Origin of the sequence: Streptomyces sp. NPDC101393, from assembly GCF_044767385.1 — a bacterium.
Taxonomy (GTDB): domain Bacteria; phylum Actinomycetota; class Actinomycetes; order Streptomycetales; family Streptomycetaceae; genus Streptomyces.
The window spans coordinates 254,065-271,542 of sequence record NZ_JBIWNU010000010.1 but is presented as its reverse complement, the minus strand read 5'-3'; the positions used below and the strand labels follow the sequence as shown (position 1 = coordinate 271,542).

At 69.2% G+C, this 17,478-nt stretch carries 16 protein-coding genes and 1 pseudogene; 5 read left to right on the top strand and 12 right to left on the bottom strand.

Annotation, left to right across the window (positions count from 1 at the left end; all coding sequences use genetic code 11):
* Positions 1-32: 32 nt before the first annotated feature.
* Positions 33-479: an anthrone oxygenase family protein gene (locus ACIRQ7_RS30295; protein WP_404265803.1), complete on the bottom strand. Its 447-nt coding sequence runs from the start codon at positions 477-479 to the stop codon at positions 33-35.
* 92 nt (positions 480-571) lie between these two features.
* Here ACIRQ7_RS30295 and ACIRQ7_RS30290 point away from each other — a divergent pair, with 92 nt between their 5' ends.
* Positions 572-1,150 (top strand): TetR/AcrR family transcriptional regulator, encoded by a 579-nt coding sequence (locus ACIRQ7_RS30290; RefSeq protein WP_404265802.1) that lies wholly within the window; start codon positions 572-574, stop codon positions 1,148-1,150.
* 190 nt (positions 1,151-1,340) lie between these two features.
* Here the strand turns inward: ACIRQ7_RS30290 and ACIRQ7_RS30285 are convergent, their stop codons facing one another.
* Together ACIRQ7_RS30285 and ACIRQ7_RS30280 are read right to left on the bottom strand one after the other, a co-directional pair.
* Complete coding sequence (locus tag ACIRQ7_RS30285; protein ID WP_404265801.1) at positions 1,341-1,682, bottom strand: hypothetical protein; 342 nt, start codon at positions 1,680-1,682, stop codon at positions 1,341-1,343.
* A gap of 592 nt (positions 1,683-2,274) precedes the next feature.
* The gene (locus ACIRQ7_RS30280) at positions 2,275-3,234 is read right to left on the bottom strand and encodes an LD-carboxypeptidase (RefSeq protein ID WP_404265800.1); all 960 of its coding nucleotides are present in this window, start codon (positions 3,232-3,234) and stop codon (positions 2,275-2,277) included.
* A gap of 300 nt (positions 3,235-3,534) precedes the next feature.
* Between ACIRQ7_RS30280 and ACIRQ7_RS30275 the strand changes: the two are divergent.
* Positions 3,535-3,624: pseudogene (locus ACIRQ7_RS30275) on the top strand (IS5/IS1182 family transposase); the annotation flags it as partial.
* 194 nt (positions 3,625-3,818) lie between these two features.
* Here the strand turns inward: ACIRQ7_RS30275 and ACIRQ7_RS30270 are convergent.
* A complete protein-coding gene (locus ACIRQ7_RS30270; protein ID WP_404265799.1) occupies positions 3,819-5,024 on the bottom strand; it encodes an FAD-dependent oxidoreductase in 1,206 nt (401 codons plus the stop codon).
* Positions 5,025-5,936: 912 nt separating this feature from the next.
* On the opposite strand from ACIRQ7_RS30270, the gene ACIRQ7_RS30265 reads away from it, so the two are divergent.
* From ACIRQ7_RS30265 to ACIRQ7_RS30255, 3 genes are read left to right on the top strand one after another with little or no spacing between them, the layout of a single operon-like run.
* A complete protein-coding gene (locus ACIRQ7_RS30265; protein WP_404265798.1) occupies positions 5,937-6,827 on the top strand; it encodes an ABC transporter permease in 891 nt (296 codons plus the stop codon).
* Positions 6,800-7,588, top strand: a complete 789-nt coding sequence (locus ACIRQ7_RS30260; protein WP_404265797.1) for an ABC transporter ATP-binding protein — start codon at positions 6,800-6,802, stop codon at positions 7,586-7,588. Before ACIRQ7_RS30265 ends, ACIRQ7_RS30260 begins: the two co-directional genes overlap by 28 nt.
* On the top strand, positions 7,585-8,571 hold the full coding sequence (locus ACIRQ7_RS30255; protein ID WP_404265796.1) for an ABC transporter substrate-binding protein: 987 nt from the start codon (positions 7,585-7,587) through the stop codon (positions 8,569-8,571). The genes ACIRQ7_RS30260 and ACIRQ7_RS30255 overlap by 4 nt, the downstream gene beginning before the upstream one ends.
* Before the next feature lie 256 nt (positions 8,572-8,827).
* Here the strand turns inward: ACIRQ7_RS30255 and ACIRQ7_RS30250 are convergent, their stop codons facing one another.
* The 8 genes from ACIRQ7_RS30250 to ACIRQ7_RS30215 all read right to left on the bottom strand — a co-directional run bounded on the left by ACIRQ7_RS30250 (position 8,828) and on the right by ACIRQ7_RS30215 (position 17,054).
* A complete protein-coding gene (locus ACIRQ7_RS30250; protein ID WP_404265795.1) occupies positions 8,828-9,589 on the bottom strand; it encodes a hypothetical protein in 762 nt (253 codons plus the stop codon).
* Positions 9,586-10,383 carry a hypothetical protein gene (locus tag ACIRQ7_RS30245; protein ID WP_403676540.1) on the bottom strand — a complete coding sequence of 266 codons (798 nt, stop codon included), beginning with the start codon at positions 10,381-10,383 and terminating at the stop codon, positions 9,586-9,588. The genes ACIRQ7_RS30250 and ACIRQ7_RS30245 overlap by 4 nt, the downstream gene beginning before the upstream one ends.
* 487 nt (positions 10,384-10,870) lie before the next feature.
* Positions 10,871-11,266: a peptidoglycan-binding protein gene (locus ACIRQ7_RS30240; protein WP_404265794.1), complete on the bottom strand. Its 396-nt coding sequence runs from the start codon at positions 11,264-11,266 to the stop codon at positions 10,871-10,873.
* 336 nt (positions 11,267-11,602) lie between these two features.
* On the bottom strand, positions 11,603-11,809 hold the full coding sequence (locus tag ACIRQ7_RS30235; RefSeq protein WP_404265793.1) for a hypothetical protein: 207 nt from the start codon (positions 11,807-11,809) through the stop codon (positions 11,603-11,605).
* Between the two features lie 579 nt (positions 11,810-12,388).
* Entirely contained in the window at positions 12,389-13,201 is an 813-nt protein-coding gene (locus ACIRQ7_RS30230; protein ID WP_404265872.1) for a class I SAM-dependent methyltransferase, read from the bottom strand.
* Between the two features lie 413 nt (positions 13,202-13,614).
* Positions 13,615-14,361: an alpha/beta hydrolase gene (locus ACIRQ7_RS30225; protein ID WP_404265792.1), complete on the bottom strand. Its 747-nt coding sequence runs from the start codon at positions 14,359-14,361 to the stop codon at positions 13,615-13,617.
* A gap of 304 nt (positions 14,362-14,665) precedes the next feature.
* On the bottom strand, positions 14,666-16,012 hold the full coding sequence (locus tag ACIRQ7_RS30220; RefSeq protein ID WP_404265791.1) for an NAD(P)/FAD-dependent oxidoreductase: 1,347 nt from the start codon (positions 16,010-16,012) through the stop codon (positions 14,666-14,668).
* A gap of 508 nt (positions 16,013-16,520) precedes the next feature.
* Positions 16,521-17,054, bottom strand: a complete 534-nt coding sequence (locus ACIRQ7_RS30215; RefSeq protein ID WP_404265790.1) for an EF-hand domain-containing protein — start codon at positions 17,052-17,054, stop codon at positions 16,521-16,523.
* Between the last annotated feature and the right edge of the window lie 424 nt (positions 17,055-17,478).

Below are 17,478 nucleotides of genomic sequence, written 5' to 3'. Positions count from 1 at the left end.
GTGAACCAGTGCATGCCTGGGCGGCTTTGGTGTCAGACGAGGGCGGCGACCAGCAGGGTGAAGGCGCCGATGATGACGGCGACACGGACGTAGTGGAAACGGTCCCAGCGGTTCATCTGCTCCTTCCAGTCCTCGGGCCGGTTCTCCGGGGTCCATGTCTTGCCCCGGTTGTTGATCGGGACGAGCAGCAGGATCGACATGATCACGCTGACGATCAGCAGCGCGCCGGCGGTGACGACGAGGCCGGTGCCGTGGTGGTGCCATCCCGCGGCAGCCCAGACCGCGACGAGGACGAGTGAGCCGATGTACCAGAACGGCATCACGGCGCCGAGCATCCGGCCCCCGTGGGAGTGGGCCAGCTGGTTACTGTCCTCCGGGAGGGCGTTGAAGATCGGGTTCATGACGAAGGCGACGGAGAACTCCACCCCCACCATCAAGCCGACGATCACGGTGGTGAGTACCTCAAGTGCGCTGAGCATGTTGCCCCTCCCGGGATCTAGCACCGCTAGCTGATATGGACAACGCTAGTACTGCCACCCCTCGATTGTCTAGCGGTGCTAGGATTCGAGTTATGTCGGTACAGGAACGCAAGGCACGCGAACGGGCGGTCCGCGAGCGCCTCATCGTGGCGACGGCCCGCGAACTCGCCGAGCAGCAGGGCTGGGACGCGGTCACCACCCGCCAACTCGCCGAGCGCATCGAATACAGCCAGCCGGTCCTCTACAGCCACTTCCGCGGCAAACGGGAGATCATCGGCGCCGTCGCCCTCGAGGGCGCCGCAGAGCTGGCCGCGGCGGTGCGCGCCGCGACCTCCGCCGCAGACGGCCCGCGCGAGCGGGTGTACGCCCTCGCCCACGCCTACCTCGACTTCGCCGCACGCAACCCAGCGGTCTACGACGCCATCTTCCAGCTCGACGGCGGTCTCCCCTACGCGCAGGACGACACCCCGGAACCTCTCAAGGACGCTTTCTCCGCGCTGCTGGAGTGCCTCGGCGAGGTCGCCGGGGACGGCGTCGGCCCGGGGCTGTTCACCGAGACATTCTGGGCCTCCCTCCACGGGCTGGCGACCCTGACCCGGTCAGGGCGGCTGCCACCGGAGGACGCCGAGACGAGGGTGGAGCTGCTGGTGGACCGGCTCGCCATGGTCTGACGCACCGTCCCGGCGGGCACGCGGCCCTCGCGACGAGGCGCATGCGGTGTTGGCGATTCGGCAGCGTGTGGCTCGTTGCCGGGGCGGTGTTCGCGTGGGCGCCGAACGCAACGGGCCCCGGTCTTCTCCCGTGGCAAGACAGCCACTTCGATCCGCTGCTCCGAGAGGCGTCCCCCCGCGGGCCCAGTCCTCAGGTCGAGGCATGGCCACCGATGGTCAGCTCGACGTCGCCTCCCCTTCGGATGATCTCCCGAATCAGCCACCTGCGGGCATCGATGGGGGTGCCGGCATCGGTGGTGTAGGCCGGGACAGTGAGTACCGGGCCCACCGGCTCGACGGTGCGCAACTCCGCCTCGGTGACCACGTCGTCGGATAGGCGCAGTTCCAGTTCGAGCGGCCACGGGTCTGCTGCAAAGGCAGAAGGGTCGGAAAGCCCCTGAATGCGGCAGCGGGCCCCTGGAAAGAGGTGTGTGTGGCTGCATACGGCCAGGAAGGTGTCCGCTCCGGCCGGCCCGGTGGAAGGCTGGGTCATGACACGGCTCCGAAATCCGAAGGCGATGAGCACTGGACAGTGTGGCGGCCTGGACGGGCGAACTGCGGCATTCCACAACCGCGCCACGCCGCTACCATCCGGTCGGAGCTGCGGGATGTCCGCAACGACCCGAGGGGTTCCCTGACGGTCACCGAGCAGGTCAACACCGACTCGGTGCCGAACGTCACGTCGGCGCTGCGTCATTGGGCGCCCGGGACCACTGGCGGGGTCGGCCTGGATTCCGCAGTGGTCCGGGGTTCTTCATTGCCGACGGTCTGTCATCAGTCCAGGAAGGTCCGAAGCGGGTGGGGCGGAGTGGCTGGAAGGCGAACCGGTCCAGCAGCCCACGCAACGGGCGGCCCTGCATGGGTTCGCCGAGGGGTACTACCTCACCCGCGACGCCATGAAGTGGTTCGCCTACCCGGCCCCCTTCGCTGGGCTCATGGGCCCATGACGGAATGCGGCCCGCCTCATTGTTCACGGTGCTCAAATGCGGCGCCGGCTGCCCGGCTTGCTCCTGCTTCATGAGCGACGGCGTCCACCACGCCGTGCTCAGCACGCCCGCCCACGCAGCCCCACTGATCCGCGTGGCTCAGTCACCCTGCCCGGTCACTGTGAGCGGGTGTACCGCCGGTTCGAGAAGTGCCAGTCTCCGCTGCTGCGCGTCGAGTTCGACGCGGATGCCGACCGGCATCGGCAGGTTCGGACCGCCGTGTCCGATCTCGACGTTGCCCAGGACCGGGATGTCCCGGTCGCCGAGGACGTCGAGGACTATCTCGGAGAGGGTCGGGGACGCGTCGGGCGAGTGAAGTCCGTCGATTGCGGTCGGGGTGCCCACGACCATCCCGGCGATCCGGTCGAGGATGCCGGAGTGCCGCAGTACGTGGAGATAGCTCCACACATGCGAGGCGTGGCCGCCCATCTCCTCCCAGAAGAGCACCGCACCGTCGAAGCATTCGAGCGGCAGTGCGTATCGCGTCGCCTGCGCCAGCACCATGCGACTCATCAACCCGCCGATCAGCCGGCCTTCGGTGCGACCGGCGCGCCAGCACTCCCACGTTGGGGTGGCCGGCAGCGCACCGATCGGCTCCGTACCGGTCAGCAGCGTCGAATAGAGCTTTTCCAGCTCCGCTCCGCGTGCTGCGGGCGCGGCCTGCCAGTGCCCGCCGAGTCCAGGGGTGGCCAAGTCGGCATGGAATCCGACCAGACCCGTGCGCGCGTAGAGCACCAGATGCAGCAGTGAGATGTCGCTGTAGCCGAGGATCGGCTTGGGGTCGGCCGCGATCGCGTCGACGTCGATCAGGTCAAGGTAACCGAGCACCGTCTGACCACCGTCATGCACGATGATCGCGCGAACCTCAGGATCACGCAGAAGGGCATTGAGCTCCCGGGCGATCTCCGCCGGCGTAGCCGCGCTCCACCAATGGCGCCGCCCCGCTTCGAGGAGTGGTGCCCGACGCGCGCGGAATCCCATCCGCTCCAGCACGACCACCGCGTGATCGAGGTCGGGCGCGTAGGCGGCATGGAGCGGCCCGGACAGGGATGCGATCACGACGAGGTCCCCGGGCCTCAGGGCACGAGGTCGAAGCAGTTGAGGCAGCGCGGTGAGAGGCACCGAGGCAGTATCGCGATCCCCTCTGCGACCCGCTACATATTTGCTCACCGACCGCCCGGCAGGGATTGCCGACATACCCAACAGGAACAATGAGTCTTTGAGGGTGGCCACCCATGGGGGGAAGGGTGGTGAGGACGCAACGCACGCGGCTCCGATGCCGTTTAGGCAGGTGTTCGGAGGGTCAACTCAACTCATCGTCCCAGGTGCCTCGTTGGTTTCCGGGCCTGCCGCACTCGACTGCCTCATGCTCTGGTCGAGAGTGTCACCCGGCTCATCGTCACCGGCCACGGTGATCGCCGCTGCAGGCTCCTGCCGCACCAACGCGCGAGTGCGACCGTGTGTGCGGCCGCCAGGCAGGTGGGGGTGGTGGGTTCACGCTGCGGCACGCGTACGAGGAAGCTGAGCGGTGGCAAGCGCTGAGGCGGCCTTCCCGGCTCGTGCGCAGCAGTCGCCGGAGGTCTCGCACTGTGACTACCGGGTCAGATCCGGAGCCAGTTGCGGTTGCGCCGGCGCGAAGCCGATCAGGCGTGCATGCGGCGCAGGGCTGTCATGGCGCTGTCGACGACGTCGTCGTCGGAGGCCTGGGCGAGTGCGCGTGCGTGGTCGCCGCCGTTCAGACCGAGCAGGACGGGCTTCCCGAAGGCCTTGTATCCGTTGACCCACCAGGGCCACTGGCCCGGGTTTCGGCGGTCGTACCACTCGATGACGTCGGCCTCAGGGTCCCAGAAGGCCTCAGGAAACTCTAGCCACAGCTTGTCCAGGAGCCCGGCTCCCAGGGCAGTGATGGCCTCTTGCTTGGTAGCGGGCAGGGCGGGCTCGAAATTGATGGTCCCGGCCTTGAGGACACCGATGGGGACGGTCACCACCACACGATCGGCGTCAATGGTCTCCCCGCTCTCCAGCGTCACCGACGCTCCACCGGTGTCGTAGCGCACGCCGGTGACGACCTCCTGCGTGCGTACCGGGAGCTTGCCGCGGACTGTGGCTATCAGCCGGTTGTAGCCGCCTGGCAGCAAGAGGTCGGGACCCTTGAAGTCGCGCCCTTCGAAGGTGGCGGTCACCGAGAGGTGGTGGGGCTCAGCGGCGTACTCACAGGCGTAGTTGATGGCCAGGGCGTTCCGCAGCGCGGTGGAGGGCCTTCGGGGCATCACCGAGGCGACGGTGGCGGTGTCGGGGTCTTCGATGTCTTCCAACCGCTTCTCGTATCGGGCGAGTTCCTCCTCTGCCCCCTCGTCACCGCCGGTGGAGCTGTCGTAGTCGAACGTGTAGCTCGGGTCCCCGGTCTCCTTGAGCACCTTGGTCATGGCGTTGCCCTTGGATCCGTGGATCCACGAGGCGCCCATCTCGGCCGGTACGCCTGCAAGTTGTCGCGTCCAGATACGGCCGCCCACGCGGGCGCGGCCCTCGAGAATCGTCACCTTGAAGCCCTCGTCGGCCAGTACACGTGCGCAGCCCAGCCCCGCGAAGCCGGCCCCGACGACCACGACGTGCTCCCCGGCCTCAGCGTTGTCGATGATTTCCGAGGATGCCCGATGTCCGCTTTCCAGGGCTCCGTGCGCAGTGGAGGGCGCCCCGGAGGAGGTGGCCTCACCGGCGAAGTGCAGTCGGCCGGCGACCGGCGCGGCCAGCAGGGTACGTGCGCGGCTGCCCAGAGGGCTGGGCGCCAGATAGGAGTAGGAGCAGCGGGCGAACGGGTCGGTCGACCACGAAGTTCGCAAGAACGCCACCGGCTCCGTCACACGTCCGGTGCGGCCGCTCGCAGAGGTGCCGGATGCTCGCCCCTTCCTTCCGTTGCAGGACGTCAGCGGCCCGATTGCGGCAAGGGCGAGCGCCGAGCCAAGAAGCCGGCGGCGTCCCAGGCCGTCGAAGCGGTTCACGGAGGGTCCTTTCGAGAACGCGATTACACAACTTCGGTTGTTGTTTGACTGCCATTTAAAGATGCGACATGCATGGCGTCCTGAGCATCTGCTACTCAGAACGGTAAGCGCAGAGCGGGAGAGGGCCCTGACTGCCCGGCCTGGCACGGCAGTTGGGGGTTCGTTCGGAGCCCTGCCACTTCCGGGATCGAATCCAGCCTCGGTACTGGTGGACTCGCGTATTCAACTGTCGCGAGCTGTGCTGCCCAAGCGTCAGCGCAGTCACCGTGTGCGCCGGGAGTATCCCAGGCGGGGGTATCCGGCCGAGCAAGAACCTTCCTGCGGACTCGACGAACCGCCGGCAGGAGCCGACCGGGTCCAGGATCTCCCGTGCGGGTCCGCGTACCCGTCGGCCGCCCCCGGATGCTGGAGACCGTTCTCAGCGGCCCAGCGGATGGACCGGGCTGACGGTCGAGACCGTTCGGCGCGCAAGAGAGGCGTCCGGTGGACGAGACGCCGTTGACCGCCCAAGGGTCACACCTGCTAGCTTCTGCCGCGTGTTCCTATCGCATTTGCCAGGGGTCCCCCTATGGGCGGTCACTTTGAGCCGCTAAGCGTGACCTTCTCCGCGCGCTGCCGCGACTGCCGACGCCTTCAGGCTTCCCGCTGCTCCCCGTCTCGCGCCCGGTGCCGTGGGGGCACTCCGCCGTCGGCGCCGCCGACAGCCTCCCGCGCAAGCCACGCCGCGGGCCCGCACCCTCCTGCCCCGACGTGGAGCCCCTCATGAGCACCAACACACCACCTGGACCGGGCATATTCGGCATTTCAGCCAATGACCCTGAAGGGGTGGTCACACTCGACGCAGCGGGCGTCGACCTGGAACCCCTCGTCTCCGCGTCGTCCCGGCGCCGTAGCGTGCCACGCTGGCTCCGACGCGCCACCGGGCCCGTACTGGTACTGGTCCTGTGGCAGGTGCTCAGCGCCACCGGCCTACTCCAGTCGGACATCCTTGCCTCCCCCGGCACCATCGCCCGCACCGCGGGCGGGCTGATCGCCGACGGCACGCTGCCGTCCGCGATGGCGGTCTCGGTGCAACGCGTCGCCGTCGGACTGGGGCTGGGCGCGGTGGCCGGCGTCGGGCTGGGGCTGCTGTCCGGGCTGCTGCGGATCGGCGAGGACCTCATCGACGCTGCGATGCAGATGCTGCGCGCGGTGCCGTTCGCCGGGCTCATCCCGCTGTTGATCGTCTGGCTGGGCATCGATGAGGCGGTGAAGGTGGCGCTGATCGCCCTCGCCGCAGCTTTCCCGCTATACCTCAACACCTACGCCGGGATCCGCGGCGTGGACGAGCAGTTGATCGAGGCCGGCGCCACGCTGGGCCTGGGCCGCTGGGGCCTGATCCGCCATGTCGTGCTGCCCGGGGCGCTGCCCGGCGCCCTGACCGGGCTGCGATTCGCGCTGGGCTCGGCGTGGCTGGCCCTGGTCTTCGGCGAGACGGTCAACGCCGGCGACGGCATCGGCTTCCTGATGGATCAGGCCCGCGAGTACTACCGCACCGACGTCATCGTGGTCTGCCTGATCGTCTACGCCTTCCTCGGCCTGGCCGCCGATGTCGTCGTCCGTACCCTGGAAAGGTTGTTGCTGCAATGGCGACCGACGTTCACCGGGAAGTGACCGCCGACCAGGCGGTCGTCGACATCACCGGTCTGGCCCGGTCCTTCGACGGCCGGGCCGTCCTCGACAAGCTGGAGCTCACGGTACGGCCGGGCGAGTTCGTGGCCCTGCTGGGGCGCAGCGGCTGCGGCAAGAGCACACTGTTGCGGATACTCGCCGGGCTCGACCGGGACATCGACGGCACCGTGCTCGTGCCTCGTCGCCGGGCGGTGGCCTTCCAGACGCCCCGCCTGATGCCGTGGAAACGCGTGTGGCGCAACGTCGTACTGGGCCTGCCGGGCCGCCCCACGCGGGAGACCGCGGTACGGGCACTGGCCGAGGTCGGCCTGGAGCACCGAGCGGATGCCTGGCCCAAGACACTCTCCGGAGGCGAGGCCCAACGCGCCTCACTGGCACGGGCGTTGGTCCGCGAACCGGACCTCCTACTGCTCGATGAGCCGTTCGGCGCACTCGACGCACTCACCCGGATCAAGGCTCAGCAGCAGGTCGCCGAGGTGTGGCAGCGCAGGGGCTGCGCCGTGCTGCTCGTCACCCATGACGTGGAGGAAGCGCTGCTGTTGGCCGACCGGGTCCTGGTAATGCAGGACGGCGTCATCGCCCATCAGCAACCGGTAGACCTCCCGCGCCCGCGCGACGTGGGCGCGCCGGCGTTCACCCTGCTGCGCGCCGGGCTGCTGACCGAACTGGGCGTAGTGGCGACCCAGGCCCCTTCTGACCGCCCCGCGACACCTCCACTCACCCCGAAGAAAGACTCCCCATGAAACGACGCTGCCTCGGCGCCCTGCTCATCCCGTTCGCTCTGCTGACCGCGGCATGCGGAGGGAAGCCCGCCAACACCGACACCACGCTCCATGTCGGTGACCAGACAGGCGGCGACCGAGCCATGCTGGAAGCTTCCGGCGAGCTGAACAACCTGCCGTACAAGATCAACTGGTCGACGTTCACCTCCGGGCCGCTGCTGCTGGAAGCCGTCAACGCCAAGGCGGTTGACCTCGGCTGGACCGGCAACACGCCACCGGTGTTCGCCGCCGCGTCCAGGTCGAAGATCACCGTCGTGGGCGCGATGCACAGCTCGGTGGCGGGCACGGCCATCCTGGTGTCGCAGCACTCGCCGCTGAAGAGCGTCCAGGATCTCAAGGGCAGGACGATCGCGGTGATGCAGGGCACCACCGGGCATGACCTGCTGCTTGCCGTGCTCAGGAAGGCCGGAATGTCGATCAAGGACGTCAAGGTCAACTACCTCCAGGCCGCCGAGGCAAAGACCGCGTTCCAGCGGGGAGACGTCGATGCCTGGGCGGCGGCCGACCCGACCACCACCCAGGCGCTGGACGGCGGGAACGCGCGAATCCTGGTGAGCGGAAAGGGTCTGGTCAACGGCCTCACCTTCGATATCGCCGCCCCCTCCGCGCTGGCGGACAAGGGGAAGTCCGCAGCCATGAAGGACTACCTGCAGCGGCTGCAGCGCGCCCGGAAGTGGGTCTACCAGCACCCGCAGCAGTGGGCGAAGGTGTGGGCGAAGGACACCGGCGTGCCGTACAAAGTGGCACTGGACGCGGTGCGGCGTACGTCGGGCACGACGGTGAGGGTCGCCGTGGACCGTGCCGCCATCGCCTCGGAGCAGCAGATCGCCGACGAGTTCGCCGGCCTGAAGCTGATACCCAGGCGCTTCGCGTTCTCCGACTTCGTCGACACCCGGTTCAACGCCCTTGTGCCACCGTCCACCACCCCACCCCACACGTTCTGAAGCGCCTGATGACACGTCCGGACACCGTCACCGCCCCTGCCCACGGGTGGTGACGGCCGGCCAGAAGACACCAGCGCGTGCCCCGCTCCAGGCGCTGGACGGATCGGCCCCCGATGGGTGGACGAGCATGTGAGGCTCCAGGCGGACAGGTTGAACGTGGCCGCCGTTGTGGTGCACGCCCGGTCGATCGACGGGTCACCAGTCTGGTACGCGCACGGCGAACGGCACCGTGAGCGCTGTCCGCAGCCGCAGTCGTCTACGTCAGCAGACCGATGAGCCGTTCGCTGACGTTGTCCTTGCCCGACTCAGGGTCCGGCACCAGTTTCTCCCGGTCGCCGGGATCCCGGGCAAGGACGTGCAGCCTCCCGCCACTGCGGGCCAGCACCAGATCCTTGCTGCTGCCAGCGGTCTCGGCGGATCCCTGCGCCGTGTATTCGGTGACGGTGATCAGCGCGGAGCGCTCCGCGGCGGCGAGCACGGCCTCGGTGTCCACGGCCTTTCCGGGGTCCGCCGACGGGCCTCTCGGCAGCCACTCGGTGAGCGTGTCCAAGGCTTCGTCGAGCTTGTGCAGCCCCATCTGGTGGACGCCGAGCGCGTCGATGCGGACCATGAGACAGATCCGCTCGGGTTGGGGGAGCAGCAGGATGCGCCACGGCTCACCCGGACCCGACCCGGTCGTGCGGGCATCGAGCACCTTGCGCGCCCTTTGCTGGAACGCCACGGCGATGCCCAGGTCTCCCTGTACCTGAACCTCCTCGCCCGTGTCACCCGCCAGCAGCAGTTGCCGGGCCGCCAGCGAGCGCACGGCCTCGGCGATCACGTCGTCCGACGGCCTGGCCTCCAGGAAGTCCACGATCGCGTCCACGGCGGTGAGCTCCGCGATGGTGTACGCACCGAGCAGTACCGGTCCTGTGTTGACCAGGTTCACCACAGCCGAAACCAGCCCCGAAGGGGCGGACGCCGCACCCGCGTCCGACGGCGCCGCAGGCGGAACATCGCGCTGATCGTCGTCGCTCATGACGGGCCTCCCGGCTGCAACAGTTCCACCGCAGGCGGCACACGGCTCTCACGGAGCACCGCGGCGGCACTGCGCGAGAGCGTCTCGGTCACCCACACCTCGGAATTGCCGAACAGCCCACGGCCCGCCCTGCCGGACAACGACTGTCCCAGCTCGCCGGCCAGGTCCTCCCGGTCCGGGGGCGGGAACCGAGCCGCCAGGTCCGTAGAAACCGCCGTGGCGTCGTCGGCCTCCTCGATCCGGCGCAGTGCCTGGGTCAGCACCCGCGCGACCGGAGGTGTCAGGGATGTCGGCACGGCGAGGAACGGCGCCAGGTACAGCGGCCGCCGTTCGGTCATCCGCGACAGCCCCCAGGGCCCGACATTGCTGCGCGTGATCCGGTAGACCACGTAGTCCATGAGGTGGCGGAGGTCGCTCATACTGGGCAGCTTCCGCCCGCCGAAAGCGGCCGGTGTCTTCTCCAACTGCACCCAGGTGCCCTGGGCGGTGCGCCCGTGCAGCTTCTCCCGCACCACGTCCCCTCGCATCCCGATGTCGGGATAGAGGGCCTTGTCGATGTCACGGTGATGGCTGGAAAGGCGCTCGTGACTCACTTTGGCGAACCGCCAGTCCTCGTACAGCTGCGGTTCATCGACCAGCACATGGCCACCGCACAGCACGTCGTGCAACTGGGGCACCTGCAGTCCGTGGCGCTCCAAATCCGAGAGGATCGCCGCTTCCTCCGGGCTGAGCCGGCGAACGGCCGCGACCAGCCCTTTCCGGTACGCCCCTACCCGCGCCGTGATCTCGATCATCAGCCGGACGCGGGTGCGAACCTGCTCGGCCCGCCGGTCACTCGCACTGTCCGAAGCCGCGCCACCGGGTTGCCTCCGGTGGGTGACCGATGCCAGTGCGTGCTTCCGCTCCACCTCGCCAGTACAGCACGGCCGGCCCTGGCACGCACGGGCTCAGCACTCGGCCCGGGGCGGGTACGCCGCGAGGGAATCCGGTGCCGGGTATGCGGTGCCGTGCACGGCCGCATCGACGTGCCCGTCCACCTGCCCGCCATGTTCCGCACCCACGCGAGAGCACCCGCCCCGGGAACCAGGCACCCCTACCGCTGGTTTCCCCGGAGGGAGCTGCCAATCACCGAGCCGGCGTGCTGCCGGAGGCAGTGGCCAAGTCACGCCCCTCCACCCGGCAGATCCCTGCGGGGCATGCACGTGAACGGGTCGGCCTCCCCCATGTACAGCTGATGTATGCGCCGCGTAGGCGGAGCACACATCAGCAGCGCGTGTGGGCTCACCCGTTGCGCAGCCTTGTCCACGTGTTCGGGCCGATGATGCCGTCGGCGGTCAGGCCGCGACTGGTCTGGAATCCCTTGGCTGCCTTGGTGGTGAGGGGACCAAAGGCGCCGTCGACTCCCATCGGGCCCACGTAGAAGCCCCAGAGTTGGAGCAAGCACTGGGCCTCGCGCACCGTATTCCCGGCGGCGCCCTCACGAATCGTGGGCGGCGTGAGCCGGTCGTCGAAGCCGCAGAAGGCCGGGGCGTTCACCGCAGAGGGGCCCGCGACGGCGAACGGGGCCGTGGCGGCGGGCGATGTTCCAGCAGGCGCGGGGGCCGCGGCGGCGAGTGTGGCCGCTCCGGCCAGCACGAGGGCGGCGACGGAGGCTGTGAAACCTCGCTTGATCTGCATGGTGCTCCTTCGGGATTGTCGGTACCGGGCCGGGCGGTCGAGCCGTCCGAACCGGACGAGGTGAGGTGCGGTGCGGTGTACGAGAGGCAGCCAGACGGTGGCTGGGCGGCCCGTCGACGAGAGCACCTCGCATGCCCGCACACCAAGAGTGACTGATTCAGCACAGAGAGCTATAGGGCGTGGGAGGCGGCGCGGGAAGCAGGCCATCGCCGACAGGCGGCCACCCCACTGCGGGCGTGAACCCGGCTCACCCGGGCGTGAATCCGAAGCAGGGCGCGTACGCCGTGACCGCAGGCCGCGACCGCATGCCGCGCCGTCTCCACCGCCCCTGCCACTTCAGAGATGCCACCGGTCGGCGACCTGGAGGGCCTGCGGGGCGCCGCGGGTGGCACCTTCGGCGAAGAAGGGCGCCCGGTCACAGCAGACGATCTCGATGCCGGGCCGCTCGGCGAGCCAGACCGCGAGCGTGTCCGCCTTCCCGATCGGGACGGCGGTCGACCGGGCGACGTGTCTCGACGTCGACGCGCACGGTTCCGTAGACACGGCCCTTGCGCTGGGCGTACGCGTCCACGCCGACCACGCGGGGTACTGCGGTGGCGGGGTCCGGAAGCGAGGCGATCAGCCTCAACAGTGTTCCGGCTGACCGGAGCCTGGAAGGGCGTCCGTCATCCGGGCGCCGGCCCGGCCCGAGAGCGCAAGACCGACCGACACCAGCGTCGGCCTCAGCCGCTCGGCCCGTCGCCCGAACCTGCGGGTGAGACCGGGCACTTACTCGGCGAAGGTCACGCGCTCGCAGGTCCTCCTCGCAGAGAATCCTCCACACCCGCAACGACACCACGACGAACGTGCCCGCCGTCGGCAGGTCACGAGGAAATCGCAGATCACCTCCACCGATTCCACCAAGACGTCCTCGACCGAGGAAAAAACAGCAGCTCGTTCCACTGCGGCAGCACTTCGTTCACGGCGAAGGACTGTCGACCACCCCACCATCCGGCCAGGCGATTTTCGGGCGAACTTCAGTGGTCGTAGGCGGTCAGTGCGCGCATGACTGGCCGGCCGCGCAGGCTGGCTCCACTCTTCAGGCCCCCTGGGAATCGATCATCCAGGGAACCGGGATGCGCTCTACCGGCGGACCGCCGAGATCAGTCCGCCGGGCCGCTCCTCGCGCTGAGGCGGGGTGCTGATCGGGCGACCGTAGGCGGCAGCGCGGTCGCGCAGGGTGTGGCTGTCCGCCTCCCAGCCGTGCCCGACCAGCCAGCCCACCGGATCGTCGGGCATCTCCGAGACCCACATGGACGCCGCCGATCCCGGCGCGGCGTCCGCGCCGAAGCGCTCGATCACGCCGCGCGAGCCCAATGTCAGCCCCATCCGGCTGCCCGCCGCCGACTGCGCGCCGATCCGCGCCAACAGCAGCTCCACCGCGTCCTCGGGCAGATAGATCAGTAGTCCTTCGGCGATCCACGCGGTGGGCACGGCCGGGTCGTGTCCTGCGGCGGCCAGCACGCCAGGCCAGTCCTCACGCAGATCCACCGCGACGGTGATCCGCTCGCAGCGTGCGACGGCCCGCTCCTGGCGCAGCACCGCAGCCTTGAAGTCCAGTGGCGCGGCAGTGTCGACCTCGAACAGCCGGGTGCCCTCGGGCCAGTCCATCCGGAAGGCCCGGCTGTCCATGCCGGCGCCGAGCAGCACGACCTGCCGGACCCCGGACGCGCAGGCCTGCTGCAACAGGTCGTCGAGGAACTTCGTCCTGATGACGATGGAGAACGACACGGCCAGCCGGCGGCGTCGCGCGGCCTCGTCGTCGGGCGGCGGCGAGGCAGGCCACAGGCCGCCGGCGGTGGCGAAGGCCTGTGCCAGTGGGTCGCGGAACAGCGCGTTCTCCCGCTCGGTCTCCAGCGCCCGCACCCTGGCCACCCCCACCGCCGTGGCCCACACTCCCGACGGCTGCACCCGCCCCTGCTCATCAGTCACCGCGCCAGCCTAGATGCTCGATTCCCGGGGGCCTGATGAGGGGAGCCAGGTTCATGCGTGGCCAGGCAGTCATACGCGCACTGACCGCCTAGGACCACTAAAACCACCATCAGGCGAAGATCAACAGTCACCCTGTGACGCGACCGGACGACGTGGACCAGAGCCCGGGAACCGACGGCACCCGTACACGAGTTGGGGCAGCACTCGAAGCTCTGCAGTAATCGAGCAGTTCATGACTTCAGGCAGCACGGGCCCCTGCCGAGTGTTCGGCAGGGGCCCACGATGCGGACAGCTGCGGAGGGCCGGGACCTGGCCTCGATGAGCGGCATGCCGGCCCGACACCGGCTACCGTCTGCTGCCGGTCTGACGGCTCGGTCTCACTTCAGGTGTCGGGTGAAGAACTGGGCCGCCGCGTCCCCCGCGAACTGCGGGACGCCGGTGTGGCCGCCGAGATGGGCGTGCAGGGATTTCTCCTTGGAGCTGAAGGCGTCGAACAGGTCCAAGGCCGCCCGCCGGTCGTTTCCTTCGTCGTCCCACTGCAGCAGGACGTGCAGGGGAATGGTGACCTGCCGGGCCTCCTCGAACAGGGCGCGAGGCACGAGACTCCCGGCGAACAGAACGGCGGCCGAGATACGTGGCTCGACCACCGCCAGCCGGATGCCGATGGAGATCACTCCGCCCGAGTACCCGACCGGGCCGCCGATCTCGGGCAGCGCCAGAAGGGCGTCCAGGGCCGCCTGCCATTCCGGGACCGCCTTGTCGACCAGCGGGAGGACGAGGGCGTCGACGATCTCGTCGCTGACCGGCTCGCCGGCCTCCATCGCCCGGCGCAGGTCGGCGCGGGCCTGCTCGACGGCGGGCCAACGGGGCCGGTCGCCGCTTCCGGGGAGCTCGATGGTGGCCGTGGCGAACCCCTCCGCCGCGGAGTGCCGGGCCCGGGCCACCAGTCGGGGGTACATCTTGCGCAGCCCAAGGGGAGGGTGGCCGAGCAGGATCAGCGGCGCCGGTGCGGATGTGGGTGCGGGTGTGGGTGTGGGTGTCCACAGGATGCCGGGGATCTCACCGAGGGTGAATTCGCGTTCGAGGACGCCGTCGTCGAGGCGTTGCTCGGAAGTGACATGCATGGTCGTGCCTTTCGGGAGTGCACTGTAATGGCGCTCCCGGACAACCTGCCTATCGCCCGACCGTGACCCCGGAGGGGAGCACCCATGTCGATACTGCGTTCACGGGTACCACCTCCTCGATCTCTCGCACGGCCTCCGGAAACGTAACAGTGGTCGCCCTCGTCCGGCACGCGATTTTTGCGGAGTCGCCGTGGCGGCTGCCACGGCGACGCTCCGCAGAGCTCCTTGGAGTGTCGTCGCGGCTTCCCAAGAGGCGGCTCTGCGACGGCGAGGTGCGGTTCCCGCAGCCTCGACAACGGTGGATTCAGGACATGATCGCGCTTCGGCTTGCCCCCGGACGAGGGCCGATGAGGACGCGGGACAGCAGGCGTGGGGCAGCGAGCGCCTGGGGCCCCGCGATCATGTGGAAGACGCTGGAGAACGCAGTGTAGAGCTGCGGGTCGTGGGGGACGGTGTCGATCAGGCGGTTCATGAACCAGTTGCCGGCCTGGACGGGCCACGCAGACCCGGACTTCCCCCAAGCTCGGTCGGGGGTAGTGGCCATCAGCCACGAGGAGGCGGTGACGCGGGCCAGCCGCTTCTGGAAGACCCGCCCGTCGAGGGGAGTGCGGCCGCGCCTGTTGCCGAGCATCTGCTCCAGGAGACGGACTTCGAGGGCGGCGACGGTCATGCCCTGCCCGTAGGCGGGATTGAACGTGCACACCGCGTCCCCCAGGGCGATCAGTCCGTCGGGCCAGCGGGAAAGGCGGTGGTAGGCGATCTTGCGGTTGACCGTACGGGCGTAGCGGCGCACGGCGGAGGTGGGGGTGAGGGAGGCGATGGTGTCGGCGACGGGGCTGCGCAGTGTTGTGGCGTAGGCGAGGAAGTCGTCGTCGGTGTGGGGCAGTTGCGTTCCACCTGCGCCGTGCAGGGTGACGTGGAGTGCGTTGTTCTCGATCTGGATCGCGTAGCAGCCCTTGCGGAAGTCGGGGGCTCGCAGCGGTTGCAGCACGCCCATCCACGAGGGCTGGGCCGCTCCTTCCGGGTAGGTGTAGGTGCGTGAGGCGTAGCCGATCTGGGCGTCGACGGTCGTCGTACGGGGGCTGGGGAGGCCGAGGGCGGCCAGCCATTGCGTCAGGTGGGAGGAGCGGCCCGAGGCGTCCACCACGAGGTCCGCGGCGATCTCGTCCTCGGCGTCTCCGTCCTTGACGCGCACCCCCGTGACCTTCCCAGGCGCGGCGGTGCGCAGGCCGGTGACGGTCAGTCCGTCCCGTAAGGTGACGGGCTCAAGCGCCGTCACCCGTTGGCGCAGGACATGCTCCAGGAGGGGGCGGGAGAAGGTCTGGATCGGCATGCCCATCGGTGTGGGCGGTGGGGTGCCTTTGGGCAGCACGGCACACAGCCGCTCGCCCCAGTCCCACACCGGCGCGCCTGCCTGTTCCAGCTCGGCCCGCAGCCCGGGGAAGTACCCCTCGAACACCTCGGCACCGAGGGCCAGAAGGCCATGGACATGGTGTCCCTGCGGCGCCCCCGCCCTGGGTGCGAACGCACTCGGAAGCGTGTCGCGTTCGATGACGGTGACGGCCTCGAAGCTGTCGGCCAGGACACGGGCAGCGGCAAGACCCGCCACACCCGCCCCGATCACCACCGCGCGCCGGACGTCCGTATCCATGGGCATGCTGCTCCCTCCCGCTGCGGGACGAACCCCGCCGCTCCCGGGCCCTTCCCTGCCCCGATCAGCCGGCAGGTATTCCGGAAGGTGTAATCAACTATGCGCGTTGCGTAATCAGCGAGAGATCGCCCCGAGCCGACGTGGTTGCTCGGCCCGGCCATCGCCCTGGTCGCCGGCCCAGGTGTGCTGACCGGACAGTTGGTGACGCGGCAGGCCGGGGTATTGCCGCTGATGGGGGTGTGGGGTCGGTGGTGGCTGCGCCCCCTGGTCCGGTGGAGCTGCGGGAGCAGGACCGTCTCCCCCGGCAGTCACGCTTCGCGGCGAGCCTTGGGCTGCGTTGGGTCTCGGTGCACGATCCGGCGCATGCGGAACCCGAGGGGGCCTTGCCACGACGATCGCCACTCATCCTTACCGGGAGGGCATCGAAGCCACCGACCGAGCCAACTCACTGCGATCCCGAAGTCCGGCGGCTCACTCCCCACGGAGCGAGCCGCCGGACCGGGTTGGATCAGGCCACCGGAGAGCCTGCCAGCAGGTCCGCAGGAATGCCGCCCTTGTCAGGGGCGTAGAAGTTCCTGATCTCGGCTTCCCAGACATCCACGCCGATCCGGTCGGCGTCATCGGGCCCAAGTGCCTCGAAGAGGGCCTGGATGTTCGGCAGCTCGAAGCCGACTCCCCTCAGCATGCCGCTGAACACCGGCCGGGTGACGGTACCGCTGCCGTCCAGGTCACCGAGGCGGGCGAAGCCGGCCGCGAATTCGTCGACCGCCCCGCTGAAGCGCTCCGGCGACAGGACACACGCCTGGTACTCGTCGTACGTGATCCGGCCGTCATGATTGGCGTCGAGTTCAGCGGCCAGCGTGTTCCAGTAGCGCGCGAAGCCGGCTTGCATGGCCTGCTTCTGTGCCTCGTCGGCTTCGGGCACAGCCGCGGCGACCCGGCTGCTCATCAGGTCGAAGTCGTCGGATTCCAGGACCCCGTTGCCGTCGGCGTCGAACAGGGTGAACACAAGTTTCACGCGGTTGACCGCTTCGTTGCGCATGGGCTCTTACCCTTCGTCAAGCGGGAGACGGGACGGCCGTGCCGGCCGCGCCGTACGGTGTGCAACGGCACAGTGGCGTACCGGTGAGCCGCCGGCAGGTACGGCGGACACCGTGCGGGACGGGGAGGCCGTGTCTGCGGTGGCCCGGTCACCTGGCCGTCGCGCTGTCACTGTGCGGGCTGCGCAACCCGGTGTCCCCGGGAAAACTGGCTGGTCAACAGAATGAGTGAACATGGGGTCGCTCCGGCATGAACGGACTTACCTCGCCGCACAGTAGGCGTCTCGCCCGTGACTCCTGAGGGAGGCCACGGCGTTGCTCACATCGCCGGCAGAAATGCTGGAGACCACCTGCACCTGCGCGACCCAGCCGCCGCGCTCCCCACATTGGGTCCCGCGGACAAGGGCGGGAGTTGATGGAACCGGC

Excerpts from the sequence above, each read along its gene's own strand:
- ACIRQ7_RS30295 (WP_404265803.1), bottom strand. The coding sequence starts at position 479 with ATGCTCAGCGCACTTGAGGTACTCACCACCGTGATCGTCGGCTTGATG.
- ACIRQ7_RS30290 (WP_404265802.1), top strand. The coding sequence starts at position 572 with ATGTCGGTACAGGAACGCAAGGCACGCGAACGGGCGGTCCGCGAGCGC.
- ACIRQ7_RS30285 (WP_404265801.1), bottom strand. The coding sequence starts at position 1,682 with ATGACCCAGCCTTCCACCGGGCCGGCCGGAGCGGACACCTTCCTGGCC.
- ACIRQ7_RS30265 (WP_404265798.1), top strand. The coding sequence starts at position 5,937 with ATGAGCACCAACACACCACCTGGACCGGGCATATTCGGCATTTCAGCC.
- ACIRQ7_RS30260 (WP_404265797.1), top strand. The coding sequence starts at position 6,800 with ATGGCGACCGACGTTCACCGGGAAGTGACCGCCGACCAGGCGGTCGTC.
- ACIRQ7_RS30255 (WP_404265796.1), top strand. The coding sequence starts at position 7,585 with ATGAAACGACGCTGCCTCGGCGCCCTGCTCATCCCGTTCGCTCTGCTG.
- ACIRQ7_RS30250 (WP_404265795.1), bottom strand. The coding sequence starts at position 9,589 with ATGAGCGACGACGATCAGCGCGATGTTCCGCCTGCGGCGCCGTCGGAC.
- ACIRQ7_RS30245 (WP_403676540.1), bottom strand. The coding sequence starts at position 10,383 with ATGATCGAGATCACGGCGCGGGTAGGGGCGTACCGGAAAGGGCTGGTC.
- ACIRQ7_RS30240 (WP_404265794.1), bottom strand. The coding sequence starts at position 11,266 with ATGCAGATCAAGCGAGGTTTCACAGCCTCCGTCGCCGCCCTCGTGCTG.
- ACIRQ7_RS30225 (WP_404265792.1), bottom strand. The coding sequence starts at position 14,361 with ATGCATGTCACTTCCGAGCAACGCCTCGACGACGGCGTCCTCGAACGC.
- ACIRQ7_RS30220 (WP_404265791.1), bottom strand. The coding sequence starts at position 16,012 with ATGGATACGGACGTCCGGCGCGCGGTGGTGATCGGGGCGGGTGTGGCG.
- ACIRQ7_RS30215 (WP_404265790.1), bottom strand. The coding sequence starts at position 17,054 with ATGCGCAACGAAGCGGTCAACCGCGTGAAACTTGTGTTCACCCTGTTC.